The following is a 25017-nucleotide window of genomic DNA, read 5'->3' as shown; positions in this document are numbered from 1 at the left end:
GGCGCTCTGTCCCGGCGCTACCGCGAGCCGTCGCCGAGCCTGCGGCCGAGCAGCTTGGAGGCGAGCGTCTCGCCGAGCTCGTTCATCATCAGCTGCTCGACCACGGCCTCGGTCGCGCCGCGCTCCGCGTCGCTCGCGTACTGGAACTCGATGCCCATCCCCGCCGGGGCCGTCTCCGTCGCCTCGGCGGGCATCACGATCCACTTCACCCGGCCGCGGAGGCGGAGCGGCTCGGCCAGGTTGCGGATGGAGAGGGCGAAGACGAACTCGGTGCCCACCGCGAGCGGGCGCTCCGTGCGGATGAAGGTCCCACCCTTCGAGATGTTGCGCGTGTAGTCGGCGAAGAACGTGTTGAGTCGCTTGTACTCCACGCTCAGCTCGATCGCGGCGCGATGGGCTGTGCGGCGGTCTGGCTCCGTCACGGCCCCACCCTACCACGGCGCGCCAGGGCCAGAGTAAAGTCGCCGGTCATGGAACTCGGTCATGTCAGGGCGGCGCTCGCGAGCGGGCGGCGCAGGGCGTCCGCGCTCAAGGACGGGGCGCTCGTCGCGGGGCGGGCGGTGACGCAGACGGGGCTCCTCGCCGCGCTGCGTTGGCCGGGGCTCAAGGTCCTCGCGCGCGAGCTCGCGAAGGGCAGGGCGAACCCGTCGCTCCTCTTCCGGTTCTACGCCGAGAACAGCCCGCACCGCATCGCGGTGATCGACCCGCGGGGCCTCGGGCGCCGCGCGGCCGGGGGGGAGGCGACGGCCCCGGCCGAGGATCGGGTCTACTCGTTCTTCGCGCTGAACGAGGCGATCGAGCGGCTCGGCCACGGGCTCGACCGCCGCGGCGTGGGCCCGGGCGCGACCGTGCTGCTCGCGCTCAAGAACCGCCCCGAGTTCGTGATGTGCCAGATCGCGCTCGCCCGCGTCGGCGCGTCCGTGGTGACGGCCTCCTGGCGATCGACCCCGGCCGAGCTCTCGTACCTCGCCGGCCACTCCGGGGCGCGGCTGCTCGTGTTCGACGCCGACATCGCCGACGTGATCCACGAGGCCGCGCCGCGGCTCGAGGGGATCCCGCCCGAGGCCATGATCGCGGTCGGCGAGGGCGCGCCGGGCTTCTCGCGCTTCGACGAGCTGCTCGCCGAGCCCGGCGCCGCGCCGGACCGGAGCGAGCGCGCCGCGGTGGTGATGTACACCTCCGGCACGACCGGCAAGCCGAAGGGCGCGGTGCGCGGCTTCGGCGGCGGGGTCGTCGTGTCGGCGCTCGGGGCGATCGGCGCGACCCCGATGCGCGCGGGCGACGTGCACCTCGCCGTGTGCCCGCTCTACCACCTCACCGCGTTCGGCTTCGTGAACCTGTCGCTCGTCCTCGGCGCGACGATCGTGATCTTGCCGGAGTTCCATCCGGAGCTCTTCCTCGAGGCGATCCAGCGCTACCGCGTGACCACCACGGCGGTCGTCCCGACGATGCTCCACCGCGTGCTCGAGCTCGGCGAGGCGCGCCTCCGCGCCTACGACACGTCGTCGCTCACCGCGATCTTCACGGGCGGCGCGCCGCTGCCGCCGGCGCTCGCGGCCGAGGTCATGGGGGTGTTCGGCGACAAGCTCTTCAACTTCTACGGCGCGACCGAGACGGGCATCGTGACGATCGCGGGCCCCGAGGATCTGCGCGCGTCGCCGGGCACCATCGGGCGCCCGGTCGCCGGCAGCGCGCTCCTGCTCGTGGGCGAGGACGGCGAGCCGTGCCGGGACGGCGAGGTGGGCGAGCTCTACGTGAGGAGCCCCCTGCTCGTGTCCGGCTACCACAGAGATCCCGGCGCCACGCGCGCGTCGACGCTGGACGGCTACTTCTCGGTCGGCGACCTCGCGCGCCGCGACGCGCGCGGCTGCTACCACATCGAAGGCCGCAAGCGGGACCTCATCATCTCGGGCGGCGAGAACGTGTACCCCGCCGAGGTCGAGGCGGTGCTCCACGATCACCCGGCGGTCGCCGAGGCCGCCGTGGTGGGCGCGCCGGATCGCGCCTGGGGGGAGCGGGTGCGCGCGTTCGTCGCCCTGCGCCCCGGCGCGTCCGCGAGCGAGGACGACATCAGGGCGCACTGCCGCGCCGCGCTCGCGGGCCCCAAGGTCCCGCGCGAGATCGTCTTCGTCGACGCGCTGCCGCGCAACCCGACGGGCAAGGTGATGAAGCGCGAGCTCGCCTGAGCCGAGCGGAAATCGGCCTGATAGCCCCGCCGGTAGCCGCTGTCCCGGGGGGGCGATCGATGCTATTTCGCACCTCGTGCGGGATCCGTACGAAGTATTGGGCGTCGAGCGTTCCTCGACGCAGGATGAAATCAAGAGCGCTTTCCGGCGGCTCGCCGCGCAGCACCATCCCGACAAGAACCCGGGGGACCAGGGCGCGCACGTCCGCTTCAAGGAGCTGAACGCGGCCTACCAGATCCTGAGCGACCCGCAGAAGCGCGCGGCGTTCGATCGGTTCGGCCCCGCCGCCGTCGGCGCCGCCGCCGGCTCGGGCTTCCAGGGCGTCCCCTTCGACATGCAGGACCTCAACCTGGACGCCATCTTCGGCGACCTGCTCGGCGCCCTCGGCATCAAGGTGGGCGACCGCGGGACGCTCCAGAAAGAGGTGCGGATCAGCTTCGAGGAGGCGGCGTTCGGCTGCACGAAGCAGATCACCTACGATCGCGTCGAGCCGTGCGGCGACTGCGCCGGCTCGGGCTCGGCGCCCGGCTCGTCGACCGAGCGGTGCGCGGCGTGCGCGGGCCGCGGCCGCGTCCGGATGCAGCAGGGGATGTTCCCCATCGCGATCGAGCGACCGTGCGGGAAGTGCCGCGGCACGGGGCGGATCGTGATCGACCCGTGCAAGACGTGCCGCGGCGCCGGCCTCGCGGCGAAGCAGAAGACGATCGAGGTGACCATCCCCCCGGGCGTGGAGAACGGCGCGACCCGGCTCGTGGAGCGCGGCGGCAACGCCGTCCGCCCCGATCGCGGGCCGGGCGACCTCGAGCTCACCATCCGCGTCGCGCCGCACGAGCTCTTCCGCCGCGTCGGCGACGACGTGGTGTGCGCCGTGCCGATCTCGTTCGCGCGCGCGGCGCTCGGCGGCGAGCTGGAGATCCCGACGCTCGACGGCAAGGGCCGGCTGCGGATCCCCCCGGGCACGCAGCCGGGCTCGGTGCTCCGCATCAAGGGCAAGGGCATACCGCGCCGCGTCGTCGGCGGGCGTGGCGATCAGCTCGTCGAGGTGAGCGTCGAGGTGCCGACGCAGCTCACCGCCTCGCAGAAGGAGCTCATCTCCCAGCTGGCGAAGGAGCTCGGCGAGAGCGTGCAGCCGCAGCAGGTCACCTTCATGGACAAGCTCAAGGGGCTGTTTGGTTGACCCGCCCCGCGCCCGCGGGCGATCCTCTGCGTCCCGCTGAACGCCGAGGCACGAGCGCTGCCTCGAGCGCCTGCGCCGACACGGCGACGGAGGCATCGGACATGGACAAGCCGAAGTTCATCGACGTCCTGAGCGACTCGACGGGAGAGACGGCCGAGAAGGCCGTGCGCGCCGCGCTGCTCCAGTACCCGGACGCGGGGGTGCAGATCCGCCTCCACACCCGGGTGCGCACGCCCGAGGTGGCGCGGCCGGTGCTCGAGCGCGCGGCCCGGGAGGGCGCGCTCGTGGTGTTCACGGTGGTGAGCCCCGAGCTACGCGAGTTCGTGCACGCCTCGACGGCCCAGCTGAACATCGAGGCGATCGATCTGATCGGCTCGCTCATCGTCCGGCTCGGCACGTTCCTCGACCGGGAGCCGATCAACCTGCCGAGCGCGATGCTGCCGCTGAGCGAGGAGTACTTCCGGCGCATCGAGGCGGTGGAGTTCGCGGTGAAGAGCGACGACGGCAAGGAGCCGCGGAACTTCAAGCGGGCGGACATCGTCCTCGTCGGCGTCTCCCGCACGTCGAAGACGCCGCTGTCGACGCTGCTCGCGCAGCGCGGCCTCAAGGTCGCGAACTTTCCCCTCGTGCTCGGCGTGGCGCCGCCGCCCGAGCTCATGGATGCCCCCCAGGACCGGGTCGTCGGCCTGACCATCGGGATCGACCAGCTCTGCGAGATCCGGCAGGCGCGCCTGCGCCAGCTGGGGATGCCGGCCGAGACCAACTACGCGATGCGCGAGCACGTCCGGCAGGAGCTCGACTACGCGAGCCGGCTCTTCGCAGCGCACCCGGAGTGGCCGGTGGTCGACGTCACCGGGCGCGCCATCGAGGAGACGGCGGTGATCATCCTGGAGCACCTGAAGGAGCGCGACGAGCGGGCGAAGGCCGCGCGGTCATCGCTGATGTGAGGCGGCGCCAGCGGGCGAGCCGGACGCGCGGCGCTGCCGCACGGCGCGCAGGCAGGGGAGCGGCGTGTCCGGGCGGGCGTGCGGCGTGTCCGGGCGGGCGTGCGGCGTGTCCGGGCGGGCGTGCGGCGTGTCCGGGCGGGCGTGCGGCGTGTCCGGGTGGGCGTGCGGCGTGTCCGGGTGGGCGTGCGGCGTGTCCGGGTGGGCGTGCGGCGTGTCCGGGTGGGCGTGCGGCGTGTCCGGGTGGGCGTGCGGCGTGTCCAGATGGGCGTGCGGCGTGTCCAGATGGGCATGCGGCGTGTCCAGATGGGCATGCGGCGTGTCCAGATGGGCATGCGAGGGGCTGTCGCTCTCGACCCGCCCCGCTTGAGATCGGCCGGCGTGAACCCCGGCTCAGGGTGCGTGGTATAACCCGAGCGCATGCTGATCCGGGAGATCACGATCCACAACCTCCGGCTGCTCCGGGACGTGAAGATCCCGTTCGAGCGCGACGGGCAGCCCCGGACGTGGACCGTACTCATCGGGCGCAACGGCACCGGGAAGACGTCCATCTTGCAGGCCATCGCGCTCGCGGCGGCGGGAAATGCCGGCGCCATCAGCCTCGCCGACGCGGTCCGCGATCAGCTCCCCGACATGCGCCGCGCGGGCGACGTGGCGATCGACGCGACGTTCGGCTTCGGGCCGATCGGGCAGCAGCGCGGCGAGCGCCCGCTGGCGCCGGACGGGAAGCGCCCTGAGGGGCTCGGCGTCGAGCTGCGTGTCCCGCCCGGGCGCGATCCGCTGCGCGCGGTCTCCTGGTACACGCCGCTGCGGGGCGACAAGCCCGAAGGCTCCGGGACCGAGGCGACCGATCCGCTCGTCGCCGCCCGCGCTCGCGACTTGAACCACTGGTTCGTCATCGGCTACGGCATGTTCCGTCGCGCGGACGATGCCCAGCCCGGGCAGAAGCCGCCGGACTGGCCCTCCATCAACCGGCTCCGCCCGCTATTCCAGCCCGTACCGCTCATCGGGCCCGGGTTCCTCGACATCCTCCCCGAGGAGCTCAAGGGCCCGTACACCGCCATCCTGCAGCAGATCATCAAGGGCTCCCAGGGGGACGATCCGGTGCTGCCGGGGATCGTCGACCTCGAGCGGAGAGGCCGGGGCGGAGTCCAGAGCACGTACGATCTCAACGAGCGCAATCGGTGGGTCGAGCAGATCGGCACGAGGCGGGTCAAGCTCCCTGCCAGCTGGTTCGCCCACGGGCATCAATCGACCATCGCTTGGATCTCGGATCTCGTCGGGCACGTGCTGCTCGAGGCAGGCTCGTACGTCGAGCCACGGGAGATGGAGGGCATCGTCTTGATCGACGAGATCGACCTCTACCTCCACCCCGCTTGGCAGGTGCGCTTCATCCGCGCGCTCCAGCGTACGTTCCCCGGGCTCCAGTTCGTGGCGACCACGCACTCGCCGATCCTGCTCACCGGCCTCCGCCGCGACGAGGTCGTCATCCTGGAGCGAGATCCGGAGGACGGGGACGTCATGTGGCGGCACCCCGACCGCGATCCGCGCCTCCTCACCGGCAGCGAGCTGTACGAGGAGTTCTTCGAGATCCGGGACCTCTACCCGACCGATCTCGCGCGCACGCTCGACGCCTGGCGCACCCTGGCCATGAACCCGCACCGCCCGGCCGAGGCCGAGGCCGAGATCGACCGGTTGGAGGGGATCATGAAGCGCGAGGGGATCGCCGTTCGTCCGCGAGTGCCACGCGCGGGCGGCGCCGAGGCCGCGGAGTGATCGGGGTCGATCGGGGAGACGAGCCTGAAGCGCTGGCGGAGGAGCGAGCCTGGCGGCTCGCGTGCGCCGAGCCTCACGAGGGCTTCAGGCGCCGGCCGAGAGCGCCCGGCGACTTCAAAGGGTACGATGTGGGAGACGTCCGCGAGCTCCTGGCGAAGAGGCAGCGCTATCGCTGCGCGTACTGCGAGCTCCCGCTCGACGTCGAAGGGTATCCGATCGAGCACATCCGGCCGAAGACGCACGCAGACGACGTCCGCTGGGCCGTCGTCGGGCAGCCGCCAGGCGCTGCCGAATTCTTCGCGTGGTTCGACGATTGGCTCTCCGGCGGCGAACACTGGGAGAAGGACACGGAACGGTACTGGTGGCTCGCGTGGACGTGGGAGAACCTCGTTCTTCTCTGCCCGAGCTGCAACACCGGCTACAAGCGCAATCGCTTTCCTCTGGAGTCTGGTTCGGCGCGACTCGACGGCGCCTCGCTGGAGCAGCTGCCGGGCCCGGAGCGTCCGCTGCTGCTCGACCCGTCGAGGATCGATCTTCTGGATCACATTCGCTTCGCTCCCGATCTAGCCCCAGACGGGTGGGGCCCCGTCGGCCTGACCGATCTCGGGCGCTGGACGATCGCGCTGCTCGGGCTCAACAAGCGGCAAGGGCTCCGCGATAAGTGGAGGTGCCACGCCAGAGACATCGAAGAGGACGGCGAGTTCAAGGCGATCCAGGCGGCGATCCGCGCTGGCACCGCTCAGCTGATCGTGACCGCGTGGGACGCGACGATGCGGCGCTTGCTTGCGCCCGACAAGGACTTCCTCGGGCTGCGCTTCAGCGTCGTCGATCACCACGTCCCCGAGCGGTCTCGCGCCGAGTTGGGGCTCTTCCTCCCTCGCCCTGGGGGCATCTCGCAAGGGCCACCGCGGCCACTATGGACGCCTCGGCCTGAGATCACGGGCCTGCCGCTTCCTCTCCAGTATCGGGTGCGGGCGCTGGGGGCGAAGGCATCGGAGGCCGCGGCTGTGAAGGAGCTCATCGTCGAGATCTGCGAGCACACACCGATGACCGCAGAGACCCTCGCGGCGGTGCTGCAACGTGAGCCCTCGACGCTCCGGCAGAGCTACCTCGCCAAGCTGTGCGAAGGCCCGACGGCACGACTCGAGCTCGACGCCCGCTCCGGCGTGTACCGGCGGCGTTCCTGAAGCGATGCGAGGGCCTCGCCTTCGGCCTTGCGAGATGCTTGAGGATCTTTCGCGCTGTACTCGGCGCGGTGATCACCCCGAGAGGACGCATGCGCCCGGCGCATCCACCGCAATGAAGAGGGTCGATGGCCGCAGACTGGCTCCTGGCAACGGCAGTGATGGCTGATCAGTGCGCGCCCGCGGCCCGCAGGTCCGCGAGCAGCGCCACCACCACCCCCTCCTCGTGCACCGCGCGCCCGTCCTCGCGCATGGCGGCGCCGAGCGCCTCGTCCCAGGTCGCCGCCACCGGCGCCCCGGCGAGCTCCGCCCCCTTCGGCGCTTCGCGGTAGTCCGCAGCGCCGTACCGCCATGGCAGGGCGCCGTGGCACCCGATCACCACGTTCCCGATGCGGAGACCGCCCCAGTCGAAATCGCCGTGGTACCGCAGCGTGGCCCCGGCGCCGCGGAGGCGCTCCAGGAGGAGCCGCGCCGCGGTCCGGACCTGCCCCTCCACGCAGACGAGCGGCGCCCCGCGCGGGCCGAGATGATCGGCGGCCGCCGCGAGGATCGCAGGGTTCTCGCAGACGAACACCTCGCGGCCTGATAGATCGAAGCGCGGCGGCGCGCGCCGGAGCTGCCGGACCGCGAGCCGGCACGGCTCCCCGACCTCCGCGTGCATCGCCAGCACCCGGCCGGCCAGGCTGTCCGGCGCCGCACCCAGGTTGAGCACCAGCACCGGCGCGCTCAGCTCGTCCAGCAGCACGCCCGACTGATCCCACACGTCCCGCCGCTCCGCCGCGCGCGCCCACCGCGGCACCCCGGAGACGGCCGCCGCGAACCGGATCACCAGCGCGCCGAGCGGCGCGCCTGCGTCGAGCGCGTGGCTGTCGCCGGTCGCCGACGCCGCGAGCTCGGCGAGCGGGATGCCCTCGGCCGGCAAGCGGCGGACGACCTCCACCCCCTGCCGCAGGAGACGCCGCGCCACCTCGACATCGCCGCAAGACAGCCGCCGTACGAGACCGGTCGCACGCAGATCGTCGAGCCACGCGACCACCTCCGGCCGGCCATCACACGCCGCCGCGGCCTCCTCGAAGATCGCCCGGAAGGCCGCCTCGATTCGGGCCGCCTCCGCGCGGCGGTCCCACGCCGGCCCCGCGAGCGCCGCCACCGCCGCCTCGAGGCCGGCGCAGATCTCCGCGTCCCGCAGGAGCTGGTCGAGCTCGTCCAGCGACACCGACAGGACCGTCCCGCGCATCACCCGGCCTAGCAGGCGCTCCACCGCGGCGCGCTCCGCCGCCGCCGGCGCGCTCCGCCGCACGACGGCGCCCCGCAGCGGCTGGCCGCGCTCCAGCCGCCGCCGCGCCTGCTCGATAATCCACCCGAGCTCCGGCGCGCCGAGGACCTTCCGCAGCCGGTCGCCGCTCACGAGGAGCCGTCGCGGAACATCGGCCCCGGCGTGGCGCGCGGCGGCTCCGCCGGCGCTGCCGCGCCGCTCGCGCGCACCCGCTCCCGCCCGTTCCACACCCACCGGGTCACCCCGACGGCGTCGATGTCGGGCTTCACCGTGAGCTGGTGGATCGACAGTCCGGGCAGCGTCGCGTAACACCCCCACTCGCGCTCGCTCGTCATCACGAAGTCCAGGTCGAACGCCGCGAGCAGCCCCATGCACTTCGCGCGCATGTCGGGGTCGATGCCGACGAACGCCTCGTCGAGCAGGATCAGCCGGGGCGCGTGGGGATCCGCGCTGCGGTAATGCGCGGCCGCCGCCGCGAACTGCGGGATCGTCAGCGCCAGCGCCTTCTCACCGCCGGAGCCCGTGCCGTACGTGCGGCGCGTCAGCCGCTTCCAGATGCCGTCCTGGTGGCGCTCCACCGCGAACGCGTGCCACGCGCGGTAGTCGAGCGCGCTCGCGAGCTGCTCCTGCCAGCTCGCCGCCTCGTCCCGGGCGCGCACCTCCTCGATGCGCGCCTTCAAGAACCCCGCGAGCAGCTCGCGGTCGGCGAGCGACCAGGTGCCGCCCGCGCGCATCAGCCGCTGTCTCGCCTCCGGGAGCCCCGGCGGCCCCTCCGCGAGCGGCGCCCACGAGAAGCGCAGCCTCATCCCCGTGCTCGTCGGCCGCGCCTCGAGCTCCTGGTTCATGTCGCGCACCATCGTCTCGCACCGGTGCAAGAGGTCGTGCAGGTGGCTCGCGACCTCGCCGATGAGGTGGTTCTCCAGCACCTCCCGCTCCCGGGCGTCCAGCATCATGCGGCGGTGCGCCACCTCGTCCGCCAGCATCCGCTGGAGGTCGTGCACGGCCCACGTCCGATCCTGGAACGGCACCGTCACCGCGATGAGCCCGTCCTCGCTCGTCGTCTGCGGCCCATAGCCGTGCGGCAAGAGCGCGTCCCGCAGCGCCTCCACGTGCCGGAAAATGCCCCTCTGCAGCCGGTCCCACACCCTGTCGTCGTGCTCGACATCGCCGCTCGACGCCTCGATCCTCCGCGCCACCTCGACCGCCCGCGTCGGCGACCACCCCGCGGCCACGTCCGCCGCGAGCTCCACGTCCGCGAGATCGAGCACCGAGAGGAAGCGCTCCCGCGCCATCACCGCGAGCGACTCGATCTGCTTTGCCCGCTCGACGGTCGCCCGTTCGACGGCGTCGCGGAGCGGCTTGAGCCTCTCGTGCGCGCGCCCCTCCTCCACGCGCGCGTCGCCGTGGGCCTTCTGCGCGACCTCGAGCGCCGCGCTCAGCGCCTCGTGCCGCGCTCGCGCCGCCGCGAGCTGGCGCAGGATCTCCTCGACCCGCGCGCCCGTCGTCCGCTGCAGCGTGTCTCGGCGCACCTCCGCGTCGTGGCGACGGGCCACGGCGCGCCGCCGCGCGTCACCGCGGTCGGCGGCGCGCTCGGCGGCGAGCCGCGCTTCCTCCTCGGCCTGACGCGCGCGGCGCGCCGCGAGCGCCGCGGCGCGCGCGGTCGGCCAGAGCGCCGCCGCGGCCCGCTCCAGCGCGGCGAGCGCGGCGTCGTGCCGATCGAGCGCGTCGACCCACGCCGTGAGCCGCAGGTCCCGGGCGGCCCGATCGCGCTCCGCGAGCGCCTCTGCCTCGCGCCGCTGTCGCGCGAGCGCGCGCTCCTCCTCCGCGGTCACCGCCGCGCGCGCGTCGGCGACGCCTGCCGCCGCCACCTGCTCCGCCGCGAGCGCGCCCCGCAAAAGGGCGTCCGACGGCGCCCGGGCCGCCTCATCCCGGGCGGCGCGCTCCCGGCGATCGAGCTCCGCGAGCGCCGCCCGCGCGGCGGCGCGAGCCGCCGCCGCCGCGCGGAGCTCGGCCTCGTTCGCCGCGAGCCGCCGCCTCCGGGCCGCCTCCCGCGAGGCCTGACCGATGTGCTCCGCCTCTGCCTTGGCCCCCGCGCCGTGCAGCGGCCCCAGCGCGAAGCTGCCCGACACGTCGACCCAGACCCGCCCCGATCCGCGCCCGGCGCCGACCAGCGCGAGCACTAGGTCCACCACCTCCGGCGGCACCGGCGGGGCGCCCGCGGTGACTTCCGCGCCGCCGGCTTCGCCCGGCGCCGCGCGCAGCCAGCGGCCGAGCTGCCGCTCGCGCGGGAGCGCAGGAACCCCGGCGCCCGACAGCGCCGTGTCGAGCACGCCCTCCGCGAGCAGCTGCCCGTCGGGCGTCACCCATGCGTCGAGCAGGCCGGCCGCCTCGAGGGCCGCCTCCAGGCCCGCGCGCGCGGCCGTGCCGAGCTCGGGCGCGAACTCGCAGAGCTGCCACAGCGGCGCCCCAGGGCGCCCCTCGCGAGCGTCCGGGGCGCGCGAAGGCGGCGGCGGCGGGGGGCGGTGCGCGCCGCGCTCGAGCGCGGACCGCTCTTCCTCGAGCGCGCGCCGCGCCGCCTCCGCCGCGGCGATGGCGCCGTCGGCCAGGGCCCGCTCCGCCGCGAGCCGCCCCTGCACGTCGGCGAGCGCGCGGTGCGCCACCCGCGCCGCAGGGCCCTCGCCGTCGCCGCGCTCGCACCACGCCGCGAGGGCGTCGCAGAGCTCCTCGACCTCCGCGCCGGAGACGCGCAGCTCCGCGAGCCCCGCCGCCCATGTGCGCCAGGCGAGGATGAGCGCGTCCGCCTCTTTCTCCCGCTGCTCCTCTGCGCCGCGCGCCCGCTCCCGCGCGCGCTCGAGCCGCGCGGCGGCCGCCGAGAGCTCCGCCCTCGCGCGCTCCAGCGCGGCGCGCGCCGCCGCGAGCTCGACGTCGAGCCCGCGCACGAGCGAGACGCCCCGGCGGCGGTCGGTCACGTCGGCGTCGAGGCGAGCGCGCGCGAAAGGCAGCGCGCGCTCCAGGTCGGCTTCCCAGCCGTCAGGCAGCGCCGGCGGCGCCAACGCGACGGCCGAGGCCGCGCCTTCGACGACGGCGAGCGCCTCGGCCAGCGCGCCGCGCTCGGCGCGCGCGTCGGCCTCGGCGCCCTCGAGATCGCGCGCGCGCTGCTCGGCGTGCGCCGTGGCGAGGCGGAGGTCGCGCTCCGCTACCTCCGCCTCGCGGGCCGCGGCGTCCGCCGCCCGGCGCGCCTCGTCGAGCGCGCGGGCGTGATCCATCTCGGGGCGCTGGCTCAGGGTCTCGACCTCGCGCGCCGCGCCGCGCTCCGCGAGCGACGCCTCCTGCTCGCGCGTCGCCGCCTCCTCCACGCCGGCCTTCGCCCGCTCGAGCCCTGCCTCCGCGGCCCGCAGCTCCCGCATGGCGGCCTCGTAGGCGGCGTGCGTGCCCCGCACGCCGGCGGCGCGGCGCCGCGCCGCGACCCGGATGTAGCGGCGGTACTCGTCGAGGAACGCCGCCGACGCCGCGTTCGCCGCGAGGAAGCCGTCGAGCCCCGCGCGATCCGCCTCCAGGCTCCGGAACGAGTCGGCGAGGTCTGCCACGACCGCGGGCGGGACGGGGGGCAGCGCGCTCGACAGCGCCCTGGAGAGCTGCGCCTCGTCGAGCTTGCGCGAGAGCTGCGGCTGCCGGAGCTGGATCAGGAGGTCGAGCAGCGCGCCGTACCGCTCGCCCAGCCGGAAGAGCCGGCGATCGACGGCGGCGCGGTAGGCCGCGGCGCTCGTGAACACGTCGCCGCTGTCGCCGATCTCCGCCTCGAGCCGCTCCTTGCCGATGGCGGCCCCCGCGCTCTGCAGGAACAGGTCGCGCCCGACGCGCTTCTGGGTGACGAACAGCCATTTGCCGGCGAGCCCGCGCCCCTCGACGGCGTGCAGGCCGCAGCCGAGCGTCAGGTAATGCTCGGTCCCGTCGTCGTCGCGCCGGCCGAGCTCGATCCAGGTGTAGCCGCGCCGCTCTTCGTAGCGGCCGAGCAGCAGGTTCCACTCGATCCGCTTCGCCGGATCCGCGTCCGGCTCCAGGCGATGCGGGCTCACCTCGCCGTCGAGCAGGAAGGGGAGCTGCAGCGCGAGCACGCGCGACTTGCCGCTGCCGTTGTTGCCTCGCAGGAGCAGCCGGCCCCCTTCGAAGTGGAACTCCTCGTTGTCGTAGCGGTAGAGGTTGAGCAGCCCGCTGCGGAGCGGCTGCCAGCGTCGGGTCGAGGGCGAGGGCAGGATCACGGCGCGCTTTCGGTCGTTGTGGGCATCGGCTCCCGCGCCCGCTCGGCGGGCGGCGTCGCCGCGCGTGTGCTCGTCGTCTGCGCCCGCGGTCCGGCCGGCGCCGCGACCGCGTACCGGGCGAGCGCCGGGAGCGGCTCGATGCCCGCCGGGGTCCAGCGCAGGAGTCGGAGCGCCGTGAGCCGGGTGAGCGCCAGGTCGGTGAGCTCGATCTCCGCGCCTGGCGCGGTCGCCGCCTTCTTCCAGCGCCCTCGGTGCACGGCGATGAGGCTCGCCACGTGCTGCTCGACCGCGGCCCGGCCGACGCGCTCGTCGTTCCGCGCGCGGCCGGCGAGCCACTCCGCGACGAGCAGCGTCAGGTGGCCCTCGGTGCCCTCCTCCGGCATGGCGAGGTCGGTGAGCTCCTCGTGCGGATCGACCATGGCGAGCCCCTCGCGCCGCGCCTCGGCCACGAGCCCGGTCGCCGCCTCGATCTCGCCGACGATGAACGGCCGCTGGCTCGTGAGGTAGGCGCGCTCGTCCGGGCCGAGGTCGTCGTAATAGACGACCGGATCGTCGAGCAGCCTGCGGAAGAGGCGGGCGCGCAGCGCCTGGTTCCTTCCGTCCTCGGTCTCCGGGGCGAGCTCCTCGACGAGGCACGCGAGCCGCGCGGTGAGGTCGTCGGTCTCGACGGTCGACGGGCCGCGGCGCACGCTCAGGATCGCGGCCAGCGCGGGCCGGTTCACGTTGTAGAGCACGTCGCGGCGCTGATCCGCGATGAACCCCTGCTCCTCTCCCGTGACGCGCGCGAGCACGCGCAGGTCCAGGAGGAGGCGCACGACATGGACGAGGTCGCGCCGCTGGTCCTGCACGTCGAGCGCGAAGGTGCCGGCCTGGGCGAGCGCCGGATCTCCGGCGAAGTAGCCCATCACGCGCCCGGCGAGCCGCCCGAGCGTGGTCTGGCGATCTTCGCCGTCCAGCGCGAGGAGCGCGAGGCAGAGCAGCACGTAGCGGCGCCGCGTGAAGGGCGTGCCATGGATGGGGTCGAACGCGGGGCGGGTGCCGTCGGCGAGGTCGGCCGGGGTCTTGCGGAGGCGCGCCTGCTCGACCTCGACGTGCAGCGACCAGCGGGGGAAGCGCGCGAACCAGGCGCGCAGCGCCGCGGCGTGGCGCCGCACGAGCAGGAACGACGCGGCGTGCGCGCCGGCCGCGGGCAGGAGCGGGCTCTTCAGGAGCGCTCGCATCGCCTGCTGTTGCTCGTGCCGCGCCTGGGCTTCGAGGGCGCGCGTCACGGGCCCTCCGGCGGCGCCGGCGCGGGCGGAGGCGCGCGGCGCGGCGCGGGGGCGGCCTCGTCCGGCGCGACGGCGCGCAGCGTGATGACGTGATCCGGACCGCTGAACGTGCCCGCGGGCGTCGTGATGGTCGCGGTCCGGCCGTCGCGCGTGGGCGAGAGCGAGATGGCGATCGCGCCGTCCGCGGAGAGGATCTCGCCGTCGCCGGCGGCGAGCGCCTCGCCGAGCCAGTCGAGGAGCATCTCGAAGGCCAAGGGCGAGAGCTCGCCGAGCTGGGACAGGCGCGTGGGCCGGCCGGTCGCGAGCTGGGCGCGCGCGGCGCGGAGCGCGTGCGCTTCCTCGTCCTGCTGGGCGAGGAGGAGCGCCTTCTCGCGGGAGCGGTCGATGACATCGCTCGGGCGCCCGGGCCGCGCGTGCCGCCCGGTGGCGCGGAGGCGCGGCGAGATGCGGAGCGGCGGCGCGTCGAACCACGACCGCGCGGCCGGGACCGGCGCGCCTTCGCGTTCGGCGATCGCCTCCTCGTTGACGAAGAGATGCCGGGTCGAGGCGAGGGCGAACGCGGCGCGCCAGAGCCGGTGGGCGTCGGCGTCGCTCGGGGACGCGGCGAACCATCGGGCGAGGGCGCGGAGGTCGGCCGCCCGGTCGCTGCGGGTGAAGCGGCGGTCGTGGAGGCTCGCGATCGCGGCGAGCAGGGCCGGGATCGCGGCGCGGGCGCGGGCCCGGAGCTCCTCCGCCTGGGACGGCGTGCCCGGGCGGCCGATGAACCAGCCGCGCAGGCCCTCGATCCGCGCGGCCCACCGCGCGGCTGCCGCGTCGACGCGGCCGAGCAGCTCCGCGATGTCCGCCGTCGCGACGACGAGCTGGCCGACGAAGCGCTCGAGGTAGTCGATGAGGCGCTGCTTGTAGGCGAGGAAGCTCGCCACGTCGGCCCCGTGCAGATCGATGCTGCGCTGGAGGCTGCCCATGAACGCCTGCGCCTGCGTGGTGAGCTCGTCGAAGCGCGCGCGCAGCGTCGAGAGCGCGAGGTGGACCGCGCTGTCGTCGAGCTCCGGCCCGGCGAGCATCCGCGCGACGCTCTCGAGCAGCGTGCGGATGTCGTCGAGCGCCGCGGCCTTCAGCTCGCCGCGCTGCGCGAGCGCCTCGACGTAGGCGCCCACCGCGCGCTCCACGGCCTCTCCTTGCGGCGTGAGCTGGTAAAGAAAGCGCGGCCGGTAGAACTCCTCGACGGTCGCGACGTCCGCCGTGTCCAGGTGGGATTGCAGGTTCCCCCACTCGCAGAGCTTCTGGAGCGCCGCTTCGACCGAGGCCGAGTCGAGGCCGCCATCGCGGACGGCGCGGCCGACGTCGGCCGGCCTGAGGTGCAGCACGAAGCGCTCCCGCGCCTCGACGAACGATCGCATGATGGCGCGGTAAAGCGCCGCGTTCTCGACCGTCAGGTAGGTGAAAGCCGGAAGCTTCGCGGACGACGTGTCCATGACCCCTGAGCAGCTCCTGCACGCTCGTGCGCTGGTGCCTTTGCCCGGCAGCGCGTCGTCGCTACCTGTGGCCGGTTTCGCATCGCTGTCAATCGAGGGTTGCGGCCGAATCTCGCAATGTCACCGGCGCGGAGCATTGCGATTATTCAGGGCAAATTCTCATGGTTTTTCGCTTTCCTTCCTCATTCTGGATCGTGCCTAGTTGTTGTGGCTCGTGCTCGAGGTCTCCTGCCGGAGAGGCTTCGTGCGGTCTGCGCGACGGACCGACGCGCCCTCCGGCGGACGGCCGAGGCGCACCGCGGCCGGCGCGCGCGGCGCTCCCCAAACGGCGCGCGCCGGTCGCCATCGCGCCCGCTCAGCGGGCGAGCGCCCGCGTCTCACCCACGTCGAGGATCCAGAGCGCGTCTTCCGGGAGCCCGCGCGCCTGCCAGCCGGCGCGCGTCCGCTCCGGCGGCTCGCCGGGGGGCTCGTCCGTGAGCCGGTACGTGCCCCAGTGCATCGCCACGAGGCGGCGCGCCCCGAGCAGGACGCTCGCCTCGATCGCCTCCTCCGGGCACATGTGCTGGGGCTCCATGAACCACCGCGGCTCGTAAGCCCCGATCGGCAGCATCGCCCAGTCGATCGCGCCGGCGCGCCGGCCGATCTCCGCGAAGCCGTCGAAGAACGCGGTGTCGCCCGAGTGATACGCCGTCCCCTCGGCGGCGCGCATCAGGTACCCGCCCCAGAGCGCCTCGTTCCGGTCCCAGGGGAAGCGCATCGACCAGTGGCGCGCAGGGACGAGCGTGATCTCCACCCCGCCGACCACGGCCCTGCCCCACCACTCGAGCTCGACGATCCGCTCGGCGCCCGCCTCGCGGAGGATCGCCTCGTGGCCGACCGGCGCGATGTAGACCGGCGCGCCGCCCAGCTGGGACAGCGTCCACGTGTCGAGGTGATCGCGGTGGTTGTGGGTGATCAGCACCGCGTCGATGGGCGGCAGCTCGCCGAGCGGGATGCCCGGCGGCGCGAGGCGGCGGAGCGGGCCGGGGCCGTCGCGGTAGATCGGGTCGATGAGCAGCCGCGCGCCGCCCAGCGTGACGAGGAAGGACGCGTGGCCGATCCAGGTGAGCGACGGCGCGGCGCCCGCGACGAGCGCGCGATCGTAGGACCGCGCGGGCGTCGAGAACCCCCCGGGATCTTTGCGGTTCCTGCCGGCGATGGCGTCGATGACCTTCCAGCGGAAGATGTCGGCCGGGCCGCGGATCGGCCGGGTCGCGAGGTGATCGAAGCGTCCCATGACCAGGATCCTCCGGCGGAGGCCGCCGTCAGCTCACGATCTTGAGGGCGCGGCCGACGAGGACCTCGTTGTGGCTGCCGGTCCGGTACCCGCCGAGATCGAGCGTCACGTACCGGAAGCCGTGCCGCTTGCCGGCGGCCACGACCTCGGCGCGCACGGCCGGCTCGGCGGCGCGCGCGAGCTCGCCGGCGTCGAGCTCGATGCGCGCGAGGTCGTCGTGGTAGCGGACGCGGACCTGGCGGAACCCGAGGCCGCGCAGCGCGGCCTCGAAGCCGCCGATCTGCGCGAGCCGCTCGCGCGTGACGCTCGTCCCGTAGGGGATGCGGCTGGAGAGGCAGGCGGCGGCCGGCTTGTCCCAGATGGGCAGGCCGACGCGCGCCGCGCCGGCCCGCACGTCGGCCTTGCTGAAGCCGAGCTCGACGAGGGGGCTCACCACGCCGGCCTCGCGCGCCGCCTCCAGCCCGGGGCGGTAGTCGCCGAGGTCGTCCGTGTTGGTGCCGTTCAGGATCGCCGCGAGCCCCCACTCGGCGCGCTTGCGCGCGGCGATCCGGTAGAGCTCGCTCTTGCAGTGGAAGCAGCGGTCGGGGTTGTTCGCCACGTAGCGCGGGTCGTCGATCTCGGACGACTCGACGAGCCGGTGGTCGGCGCCGATGAGGCGGGCGATCGCCGCGGCCTCTTCCTTCTCGGCGGGCGCGAGGCTCGGCGAGACCGCGGTCATGCCGACGGCCTCCGGGCCGAGCTCCTGGTGGGCGACCGCGAGGATGAAGGCGCTGTCGACCCCGCCGGAGTAGCAGACGAGGACGGAGCCGAGCTCCCGGAGCCGGGCGCGCAGCCCGGCGAGCTTCGTGTCGATGGGGGAGCCCTCGGGCGTGAGCGACGGCGCGGACATGGCGATCCTCCCTTTACCACACGCCGTCTCGGGCGCCGGTCCGCCCGGCGCCCGCGGGGGTGACCCGAGGCCGCCGCCAGGTTACTTGCGGTTCGAGCGCCGGTTCTGACACGCTACAGGGCGAGATGGACTCGAAGAGGAAGCAGGCAGGCCGCACCGCCCTGCCGTTCGCGGTCGCGGTGGCGCTCGCGGCCGCCGCGCACGCCGGGCAGGGGTGCGGAGACAACCGGCTGCCGCCGCGGGACCTGCCGCGCGCCGACGAGCAGCGCCCGCTCCCGCGCTGGTACCCGGAGAAGCCCTGGTCGGAGCAGGGCGGGGAGAGCCAGGTCTACATCCAGGGGAAGATCGTCTTCGAGACGAGCAAGGCGGCCATCCGGCCGGGCAGCGAGAAGACGCTGGAGACGCTGCTCCAGTTCCTCAAGGAGCACCCCGAGGTGACGCGGCTGCGGATCGAGGGGCACACCGACGCGCAGTCGAGCGAGGAGCACAACCAGGAGCTCAGCGCGAAGCGCGCGCTCGCGGTCGCCGACTGGCTGGTCGACCACGGGGTCGAGAACATCCGGCTGATCGCGGTCGGCTTCGGCGAGTCGCGCCCGCTCGGGCCGAACGAGATCGCGGCGGGGCGCAGCGAGAACCGCCGGGTCGAGTTCCACGTGGCCGAGGTGGACGGGCGCCCGTTCCAGGGGCAGGACCCGTACGCGGGCGGGCTCGCGCTGGAGGTGCTGAGCCTCGAGGAGCGCAAGCTGCGCGCGGAGCAGGCCGCGCATCCCAAGGCGCCCCCGCCCCGCAAGGCCTTCGTGGCGACCGGCGACGAGATCAAGCCGGTGCCGGTCAAGCCGCCGGTCGAGGCGTCGGGGCCGGAGGGCGAGCCGCTCAAGCCGAGCGCGCCGGCCAAGGAGGCGCCCGCGAAGGGCGGTGCGCCGGCGGGCGGGGGCTGAGCGCCCGCGGGCCCGCGGTGGCGCGCGCGGGCGGGCCCGACGGCGGCGCCTGAGCGCCCGCGGGCCCGCGGTGGCGCGCGCGGGCGGGCCCGACGACGGCGCCTGAGCGCCCTCAGGGCCCGAGGTGGCGCGCGCGCGGCGCCGGCGTGCGGTACCGCGAGAGGAACGCGAGCGCCGCCTCCAGCGACGCGCCGTAGGGGAGCACGTTGCCCTTCGGCGTGGCGTACTCGAGGTAGAGGTTGTCGTCGGTGGACAGGATCGGCCCGCCGTCCTCGGCCGCGTCGGCGACGAGGCGGTCGAGGTCGTCGCCGGAGGTCACGAGATCGTCGAGGAGGTCCGCGAGCCGCGCGCCGGCGAGCGTCGCCTGGAGCGCCGGGCGCGCGTCGAGGGCCGCGAGGCGCGCCGCCGAGGCGACGAGCGGCGCGGCGCTCGCGACCAGGATGCCCTGCGCGCCGCCCACGAACAGCGCCACGTGGGGGAAGGCGCTGCGCATGGTCCGGATCACGACGGCGAGCTCGCGCCGCCGGATGTGGTGGAGCTGCACCCACTGCTGGAGGACGCCGCCCTCGGCGAGCCGGGACCTGGCGAGCTCGTAGAACTCGCGGCTGTAGAGGCTCGCGGCGCCCGCGAACCAGACGCTGGTGAGCTCGATCGCGATGAGGTCGTAGCGGCCCTCGGCGGCGACGAGCAGCTCGTTCCGGCCGTCGTTGAGCGAGAGGCGGACGCGGGGGTCGTCGAGGGCGTTTAGGCTCGGGCCCGCGAAGAAGCGGCGGGAGGCCTCGACGATCGCGGGCGAGATCTCGGCGACGTCGATGCGCTCGAAGGGGTAGGCCGCGATGGTGCCGGTCGTCGTGCCGGTGCCGAGGCCGATGACGAGCGCCGCGCGCGGGTGGCGGACGAAGAGCGAGGGGAAGTGCGCGAACCGCCGCTGCGCCGTCATCTCGGGGCCGTCGTCGCCCTGGAACTTGCCGTTCGTGTACATGGTCGTGACGCCGCCGAGGTGCGCGACGGTGGTGACGCCGCCGTGCACGTCCTCGCGCACGAAGTCGATGCGCTCGGGCCGCGGCCCCATGGCGAAGTAGACGTTCGCGCCGCTCGTGAGGCGGGCCATGTCCCAGCGGGGCGCGAGCGCGGCGAGGGCGGCCGCGGCGGCGGCCGCCGCGAGGGCGCGGGGGAGCTCGGCGCGGGCGCGCGCGGCGGCGAGGACCGCCGTGAGGGCGAAGGCGAGCGCGATCGCGAAGAGGGCGCGCTCCGAGCCGAGCGCGGGGAGGATCAGGTAGCCGGTGATGATGGAGCCGGCGATCGTGCCCAGGGTGTTCGCGGAGGTCAGCCTGCCGACGCGCGCGGCGACGTCGGCGTGCGCGGCGGCGCGCGCGAGGAGGAGGGGGAAGGTGGTGCCCATGCACAGCGTGGGCAGCGCGAGGATCGCGAGCGCGGCGAGCGCGCGGCACGCCTCGCGGCCGGCCCAGCCGTCGACGTGCTTGCCCGCGAAGGCGAAGAGCCGCGGGAGCTGGTCCCAGAGCGGGGTGGTGGCGGCCAGCGCGAGGGCCGTGGCGACGAGCCCGCGCCAGAGCGCGCCCTCGCCGTGGCGCCGCGCGAGGGCCGGCGAGCGCGCGGCGCCCACCGCGAGGCAGACGAGGAAGACGGCGAGCATCAGCCCGAAGGCGTAGGCGCTGTTGCCGATGAGCAGCGCGAGCAGGTGCGTCTCGACCACCTCGGCGGCGAAGACCAGGAAGCCCGAGGCGAACGCGAGCGGCAGCAGGAACGACGCCTCGCCGCGGCCGCCGGCGGGCGGGAGGGGGGCGCGCGACGCGCGCGCCGTGGACGACGCGCGGGCGTCGGGCGCGGCGGCGGCGGGCGGGGCGAGCGCCGGGCCGCGGAGCCCGGCGGAGATCGCGACGGCGCCGAGGGTGAGGTTGGCGATCGCCGCGGACCAGAGCGCCCCGCGGATGCCGAGGTGCGGGAGGACCACGTAGGCGCCGGAGAGGGCGCCGGCCGCGCCGCCGGCCGTGTTGATGGCGTAGAGCGAGGCGAGGCGGCGCGCGGCGTCGTGCTCGGCCGGGGGCGCGCCGTCCGGCGCGGCGCCGGCGCGGAGGATGCGCGAGAGCACCGGGAGCGTGGCGCCCATCGCGACCGTGGGGACGACGACCACGAGGGCGGTCAGCGCGGCGCGGGCCGCGGTGAGCAGCGCGAGCGAGTCCGGCGCGGCGCGGGCGACGGCGACGTAGGCCGAGGTCAGCGCCTCGAACAGGAACGGCGAGACGGCGCAGATGGCGCCGACGATCGCCTCGAGCGCGCCGTAGACGACGAGCGGGCGGCGGGCGGCCGCGGCGTGGCGGCCGCCGAGGTGCGCGCCGAGGGCCAGGCCGCCCATGAAGGCGGCGAGGACCGTGCTCACGGCGTAGGCGGTGGCGCCGAAGACGTAGGCGAGCAGCTTGGAGAAGGCGACCTCGTAGAGGAGGCCGGTCGCGCCGGAGACGAAGAACAGGGCGGCCACGAGCGGGAAGCGGGAGCGCACGGGCGCGCACGCTAGTACAGGCGCGCGAGGAGCAGGCACCTTCGCGGCGGGCGAGGGGCGGGCGACGCGCCGTCCCCGGCGCCGCTCTTCGGGCGAATCCGGACCTCCAAGCAGCGCCGGCGCGACTGGTGCCACGCCGGCGCGGGCCCTTGATCGCCGGCGTGGCCGCCCAGCGTCGCCCACCCCTCACCTCCGCCCCGCCGCCCTCGCCCCGGAGCCCCGCGCCGTGACGGAGCCGCCGGCCTCGGGCGTGCCCGCGCCGCCTTTCCCTGGCGGCGCGGTGATCGAGCTCGACGGCGTGATCCTCCGCTACGGCGCGCACGTCGCCGTGCGCGGCGCCTCGCTCCGGCTCGCCCCCGGCGCGATCCACGCCATCGTCGGCGAGAACGGCGCCGGCAAGTCCACGCTCCTCAAGCTCGCGGCCGGCGTGCTCGCGCCCGACGCCGGCGCCGTCCGCGTCGACGGCGCCCCGCTCCAACCGGCGACGCCGGCCGAGGCCGCCCGCCGCGGCGTGGGGATGGTCCACCAGCACTTCATGCTCGTCGGGAGCTTCCTTGCGCTCGAGAACGTCGTGCTCGGCTGCGAGCCCACGCGCGGCGGCGGGCGGCTCGACCTCGCCGCCGCCCGCGCCCGCGCCGGCGCCCTCATGCGCGCCGCCGGGCTCTCGATCCCGCTCGACGCGGCGACCTCCGCGCTCACCGTGGGCGAGCGGCAGAAGCTCGAGATCCTGCGGGTCCTCTACCGCGGCGCCCGGGCGATCCTGCTCGACGAGCCGACGGCCGTGCTCTCCCCGATCGAGGCCGACGGGCTGTACGCGACCCTCCGGCGCCTCGCGCGCGAGGGCCGCACGGTCGCGGTCGTGACCCACCGGCTCGACGAGGTGATCCGGTTCGCGGACCACGTCACCGTGATGCGCCGCGGGCAGGTCGCGCTGTCGCGGCCCGCGGCGGGCCGGTCCGCCGAGGCCGGGGGCGACGGCGCCGAAGGAGAGCTCACCCGCGCGATCATGGGCGGCGAGCCGCCGCCGCGGGTCGAGCGGCCGCCGCTCGGCGAGGGCGCGCCGGCGGCGCTCGAGGTCGCCGGGCTGACCCTGACCGGCGCCGGCGGGCGGCGCCTGCTCGACGGCGTGACCCTCACGGTGCGCGCGGGGGAGATCGCCGGCGTCGCGGGCGTCGAGGGCAACGGCCAGCGCGAGCTCGTGCGCGCCCTCGCCGGGCTGGAGCCGCGCGCGGCCGGCCGCGTCGCCGTCGGCGGCGTCGACCTCTCCTCGTGGGACATCCGCGCGCGCCGGGCGCGGCTCGGCGTGGTGCACGAGGACCGCCACGCCGAGGGCGTGCTCCTCGGCGCCTCGGTCGGCGACAACCTCGTCCTCGGCGACCTCGGCGAGCTCCCGCGCGGCGCGCGCGGCCGCGACGCCGAGGCGGCCCTCGTCGCGCGCCGCATCGCCCGCTTCGGCGTCGAGCCGCCCGATCCGTCGCGCCTCGCGGGCGAGCTCTCCGGCGGCAACCAGCAGAAGATCGTCGTCGCGCGCGCGCTCGATCGCGTCGCCCCGGCGGCGCCCGGCCCGGGCGCGGCGACCCGGGCGCCGCGCCGCGCGGCCGCGGTCCTCGCCCAGCCGACCCGGGGGGTCGACGTCGGCGCCGCCGCGGTGATCCACGCGGCCATCGCCGAGGCCGCCGCGGCGGGGCTCGCGGTCCTCGTGATCAGCGCGGACCTCGGCGAGCTCCGGCGGCTCTGTCACCGGCTCTTCGTGATGCGGAAGGGCAGGATCGTCGCGACCCTCCCGCCCTCGTGCTCCGACGAGGAGATCGGGCGCGCGATGCTCGGCCTGGAGGCGGCGTGAGCCCCGCCCGCGGGGCCGCGCGCCTCCGGAGCGGGCTGCGCGAGCTCCGCGGGGCCGCCCTCCCGGCGGCGCTCGTGCTCGGCGGCATCCTCCTCGCCCTGAACCTCATCTCGTTCGGCTTCGGCGAGGCGCCCGCGCCGATCCTGCGCCGCGCCTTCGAGGGCACGTGGGGCACCCCGTACGGCGTCGGTCAGGTGCTCTTCAAGGCGACGCCGCTCCTCTTCACCGGGCTCGCCTTTTCCATCGCGCTCCGCGCGGGCCTCTTCAACATCGGCGCCGAGGGGCAGCTCGCGATGGCGAGCCTCGCCGGCGCCGTCGTCGCGGCCCGGCTCCCTCCGGGCACGCCGTGGGCCGTCGCCGTCCCGGCGTCGATCGCGTGCGCCATGGCCGCGGGCGCCGCCGTCGCGCTCGTCCCCGCGCTCCTGCGCGCGCGCCTCGGCGCCCACGAGATCATCAGCGGGATCATGATGAACCGCGTCGCCGACGCGCTCGCGCCGTGGCTGCTCGCGTCGGTCCTCGGCAGGGCCGCGATGCGCACCGCCGACGCCATCCCCGCGGCCACGCTGCCGCGGCTCGACCGGCTCGTCCCCGCGCTGCGCGGCAGCGCCGCGAGCGTCGCCTTCCCCCTCGCCGTGGCGCTCGCGTTCGCGGCGCACCGCGCGCTGTCGCGGACCCGCGCGGGCCGCGAGATGCGCTTCGTCGGGCAGTCGGCCGAGGCGGCGCGCGCGGAGGGCATCGACGTGCCGCGCCGGCGCCTCGCGGCGCTGCTCGCCTCCGGCGCCGTGGCCGGGGCCGCCATGACCGCGACCACGCTCGGGTACAAGGGGTACTACGAGCTCGGCCTCGGCGCGGGCGCGGGCTTCTCCGGGATCCCGGTCGCGCTGCTCGGCCGCGGGACGCCGGTCGGGCTCGTGCTCGCGGCCGTGCTGTTCGGCACCCTCGAGCAGGCCGGCCTCGCCATCAACGCGCGCGTGCCGAAGGAGGCGATGGACGTGCTCGAGGCGCTCGCCATCGTCCTCGTCGCCGCCGCGGCCAGGAGCGGCGAGCGCGCGGGCCGCCCCGAGGGGGCGCCGGCGTGAGCTCGCCCGCGCTCGTCCTGCTCGCCGAGGCGCTGCGGATCTCCGCGCCGTACGCGTGCGCGGCGCTCGGCGGCATCTGGGCCGAGCGCGCGGGCGTCGTCCAGATCGGCCTCGAGGGGGTGCTGCTCGCCGGCGCGTTCGCCGCGGTGGCGGTCGCCCACGCGAGCGGCAGCGCGGCGGCCGGCCTCGCCGCCGCGCTCGCCGCGGGCGCCGCCCTCTCGCTCGGCCACGCCCTGATCGTCGAGCGCGCCCGCGTGCACGCCGTCGTCAGCGGCATCGCGCTCAACCTGCTCGCCTACGCGGGGACGCGCCTCCTCCTGCGCGGGCTCTACGGCAGCGCCACGAGCTCGCCCCCGATCGAGGGCTTCCGCGCAGGCCCGACCGGGCGGAGCGGCGCGGCGCTGCTCGCGCGCGTGCTCCTCGATCCGGTCGTCCTCGCGGCGGCGCTCGCGATCGCGGCGACGCCGCTCCTCCTCGCGCGCACCCGCTTCGGGCTCCGGGTGCGCGCCGCCGGCGAGGATCCGGCCGCCGCGGCGGCCGCGGGCGTCCCCGTGACCCGCGTCCGCTGCGCCGCGCTCGCGCTGTCCGGCGCCCTCTGCGCGCTCGGCGGCGCGCACCTCGCCTACGACCAGCACCGCTTCGACGCCGGCATGTCGAACGGCCGCGGCTTCATCGCGCTCGCGGCGGTCGTCGTGAGCGGCCTGCGCGCCGGCCGCGCGGCGCTCGCGTGCCTCCTGTTCGGCGCGCTGGAGGCCCTGCAGATCGCGCTCCAGTCCGCGGCGCGCGGGGCGTCGCGCGCGGCCGATCTCGCGCAGCTCCTGCCGTACGTCGCGACGCTCGTGGCGCTGGGGCTCGCGGCGCGCCGCGGCGCCGCGCCGGGCGAGCGCGCCGCGCCGTGACCTCGTCGACCTCCGTCGCGGCGCCGCGCC

Annotated in this window: 17 protein-coding genes; 9 read left to right on the top strand and 8 right to left on the bottom strand. The window is 75.5% G+C overall.

Annotated elements, in window-relative coordinates; all coding sequences use genetic code 11:
• Positions 1 to 17: 17 nt before the first annotated feature.
• A complete protein-coding gene (locus tag NQZ70_RS36070; RefSeq protein WP_129578282.1) occupies positions 18 to 422 on the bottom strand; it encodes a TIGR02266 family protein in 405 nt (134 codons plus the stop codon).
• Between the two features lie 48 nt (positions 423 to 470).
• On the opposite strand from NQZ70_RS36070, the gene NQZ70_RS36065 reads away from it, so the two are divergent.
• The 5 genes from NQZ70_RS36065 (at position 471) to NQZ70_RS36045 (ending at position 7270) form a co-directional block, all read left to right on the top strand.
• Complete coding sequence (locus NQZ70_RS36065; RefSeq protein ID WP_129578281.1) at positions 471 to 2186, top strand: class I adenylate-forming enzyme family protein; 1716 nt, start codon at positions 471 to 473, stop codon at positions 2184 to 2186.
• A gap of 76 nt (positions 2187 to 2262) precedes the next feature.
• Positions 2263 to 3363 carry a molecular chaperone DnaJ gene (gene dnaJ, locus NQZ70_RS36060; protein ID WP_129578280.1) on the top strand — a complete coding sequence of 367 codons (1101 nt, stop codon included), beginning with the start codon at positions 2263 to 2265 and terminating at the stop codon, positions 3361 to 3363.
• A 101-nt stretch (positions 3364 to 3464) separates the two neighbouring features.
• Positions 3465 to 4310: a pyruvate, water dikinase regulatory protein gene (locus NQZ70_RS36055; RefSeq protein WP_129578279.1), complete on the top strand. Its 846-nt coding sequence runs from the start codon at positions 3465 to 3467 to the stop codon at positions 4308 to 4310.
• A 417-nt stretch (positions 4311 to 4727) separates the two neighbouring features.
• The gene (locus NQZ70_RS36050; RefSeq protein ID WP_129578278.1) at positions 4728 to 6083 is read left to right on the top strand and encodes an AAA family ATPase; all 1356 of its coding nucleotides are present in this window, start codon (positions 4728 to 4730) and stop codon (positions 6081 to 6083) included.
• Positions 6084 to 6211: 128 nt separating this feature from the next.
• Complete coding sequence (locus NQZ70_RS36045; protein WP_129578277.1) at positions 6212 to 7270, top strand: HNH endonuclease; 1059 nt, start codon at positions 6212 to 6214, stop codon at positions 7268 to 7270.
• 166 nt (positions 7271 to 7436) lie between these two features.
• Here NQZ70_RS36045 and NQZ70_RS36040 read toward each other — a convergent pair whose 3' ends face one another.
• The 6 genes from NQZ70_RS36040 to larE all read right to left on the bottom strand — a co-directional run bounded on the left by NQZ70_RS36040 (position 7437) and on the right by larE (position 17710).
• Positions 7437 to 8675 (bottom strand): TIGR02679 family protein, encoded by a 1239-nt coding sequence (locus tag NQZ70_RS36040; protein ID WP_165374341.1) that lies wholly within the window; start codon positions 8673 to 8675, stop codon positions 7437 to 7439.
• Complete coding sequence (locus tag NQZ70_RS36035) at positions 8672 to 12802, bottom strand: TIGR02680 family protein (RefSeq protein ID WP_165374340.1); 4131 nt, start codon at positions 12800 to 12802, stop codon at positions 8672 to 8674. The genes NQZ70_RS36040 and NQZ70_RS36035 overlap by 4 nt, the downstream gene beginning before the upstream one ends.
• Positions 12799 to 14070: a TIGR02678 family protein gene (locus NQZ70_RS36030; protein ID WP_207217580.1), complete on the bottom strand. Its 1272-nt coding sequence runs from the start codon at positions 14068 to 14070 to the stop codon at positions 12799 to 12801. Before NQZ70_RS36030 ends, NQZ70_RS36035 begins: the two co-directional genes overlap by 4 nt.
• On the bottom strand, positions 14067 to 15545 hold the full coding sequence (locus NQZ70_RS36025) for a TIGR02677 family protein (protein WP_129578274.1): 1479 nt from the start codon (positions 15543 to 15545) through the stop codon (positions 14067 to 14069). Before NQZ70_RS36025 ends, NQZ70_RS36030 begins: the two co-directional genes overlap by 4 nt.
• A 355-nt stretch (positions 15546 to 15900) precedes the next feature.
• Positions 15901 to 16821 (bottom strand): MBL fold metallo-hydrolase, encoded by a 921-nt coding sequence (locus NQZ70_RS36020; protein ID WP_129578273.1) that lies wholly within the window; start codon positions 16819 to 16821, stop codon positions 15901 to 15903.
• Positions 16822 to 16849: 28 nt separating this feature from the next.
• On the bottom strand, positions 16850 to 17710 hold the full coding sequence (gene larE, locus NQZ70_RS36015; protein WP_129578272.1) for an ATP-dependent sacrificial sulfur transferase LarE: 861 nt from the start codon (positions 17708 to 17710) through the stop codon (positions 16850 to 16852).
• A 125-nt stretch (positions 17711 to 17835) separates the two neighbouring features.
• Here larE and NQZ70_RS36010 point away from each other — a divergent pair, with 125 nt between their 5' ends.
• Positions 17836 to 18648 (top strand): OmpA family protein, encoded by an 813-nt coding sequence (locus NQZ70_RS36010; RefSeq protein WP_129578271.1) that lies wholly within the window; start codon positions 17836 to 17838, stop codon positions 18646 to 18648.
• 112 nt (positions 18649 to 18760) lie between these two features.
• Here the strand turns inward: NQZ70_RS36010 and NQZ70_RS36005 are convergent, their stop codons facing one another.
• Positions 18761 to 21166, bottom strand: coding sequence for a fused MFS/spermidine synthase (locus NQZ70_RS36005; protein ID WP_129578270.1), 2406 nt, complete (start codon positions 21164 to 21166; stop codon positions 18761 to 18763).
• A gap of 226 nt (positions 21167 to 21392) precedes the next feature.
• Here NQZ70_RS36005 and NQZ70_RS36000 point away from each other — a divergent pair, with 226 nt between their 5' ends.
• The 3 genes from NQZ70_RS36000 to NQZ70_RS35990 are packed head-to-tail and all read left to right on the top strand — an operon-like array spanning position 21393 to position 24987.
• Positions 21393 to 23009: an ABC transporter ATP-binding protein gene (locus NQZ70_RS36000; RefSeq protein ID WP_129578269.1), complete on the top strand. Its 1617-nt coding sequence runs from the start codon at positions 21393 to 21395 to the stop codon at positions 23007 to 23009.
• Positions 23006 to 24088 (top strand): ABC transporter permease, encoded by a 1083-nt coding sequence (locus NQZ70_RS35995; protein ID WP_165374339.1) that lies wholly within the window; start codon positions 23006 to 23008, stop codon positions 24086 to 24088. The genes NQZ70_RS36000 and NQZ70_RS35995 overlap by 4 nt, the downstream gene beginning before the upstream one ends.
• Positions 24085 to 24987, top strand: a complete 903-nt coding sequence (locus NQZ70_RS35990; protein WP_129578268.1) for an ABC transporter permease — start codon at positions 24085 to 24087, stop codon at positions 24985 to 24987. The genes NQZ70_RS35995 and NQZ70_RS35990 overlap by 4 nt, the downstream gene beginning before the upstream one ends.
• The last annotated feature ends 30 nt before the right edge of the window (positions 24988 to 25017 follow it).

The organism is Sorangium sp. So ce836 (assembly GCF_028553905.1).
Classification (GTDB): Bacteria; Myxococcota_A; Polyangia; order Polyangiales; family Polyangiaceae; genus Sorangium; species Sorangium cellulosum_D.
Note: the sequence above shows the minus strand (reverse complement) of the source record. Positions and strands in the feature narration are given on the sequence as shown.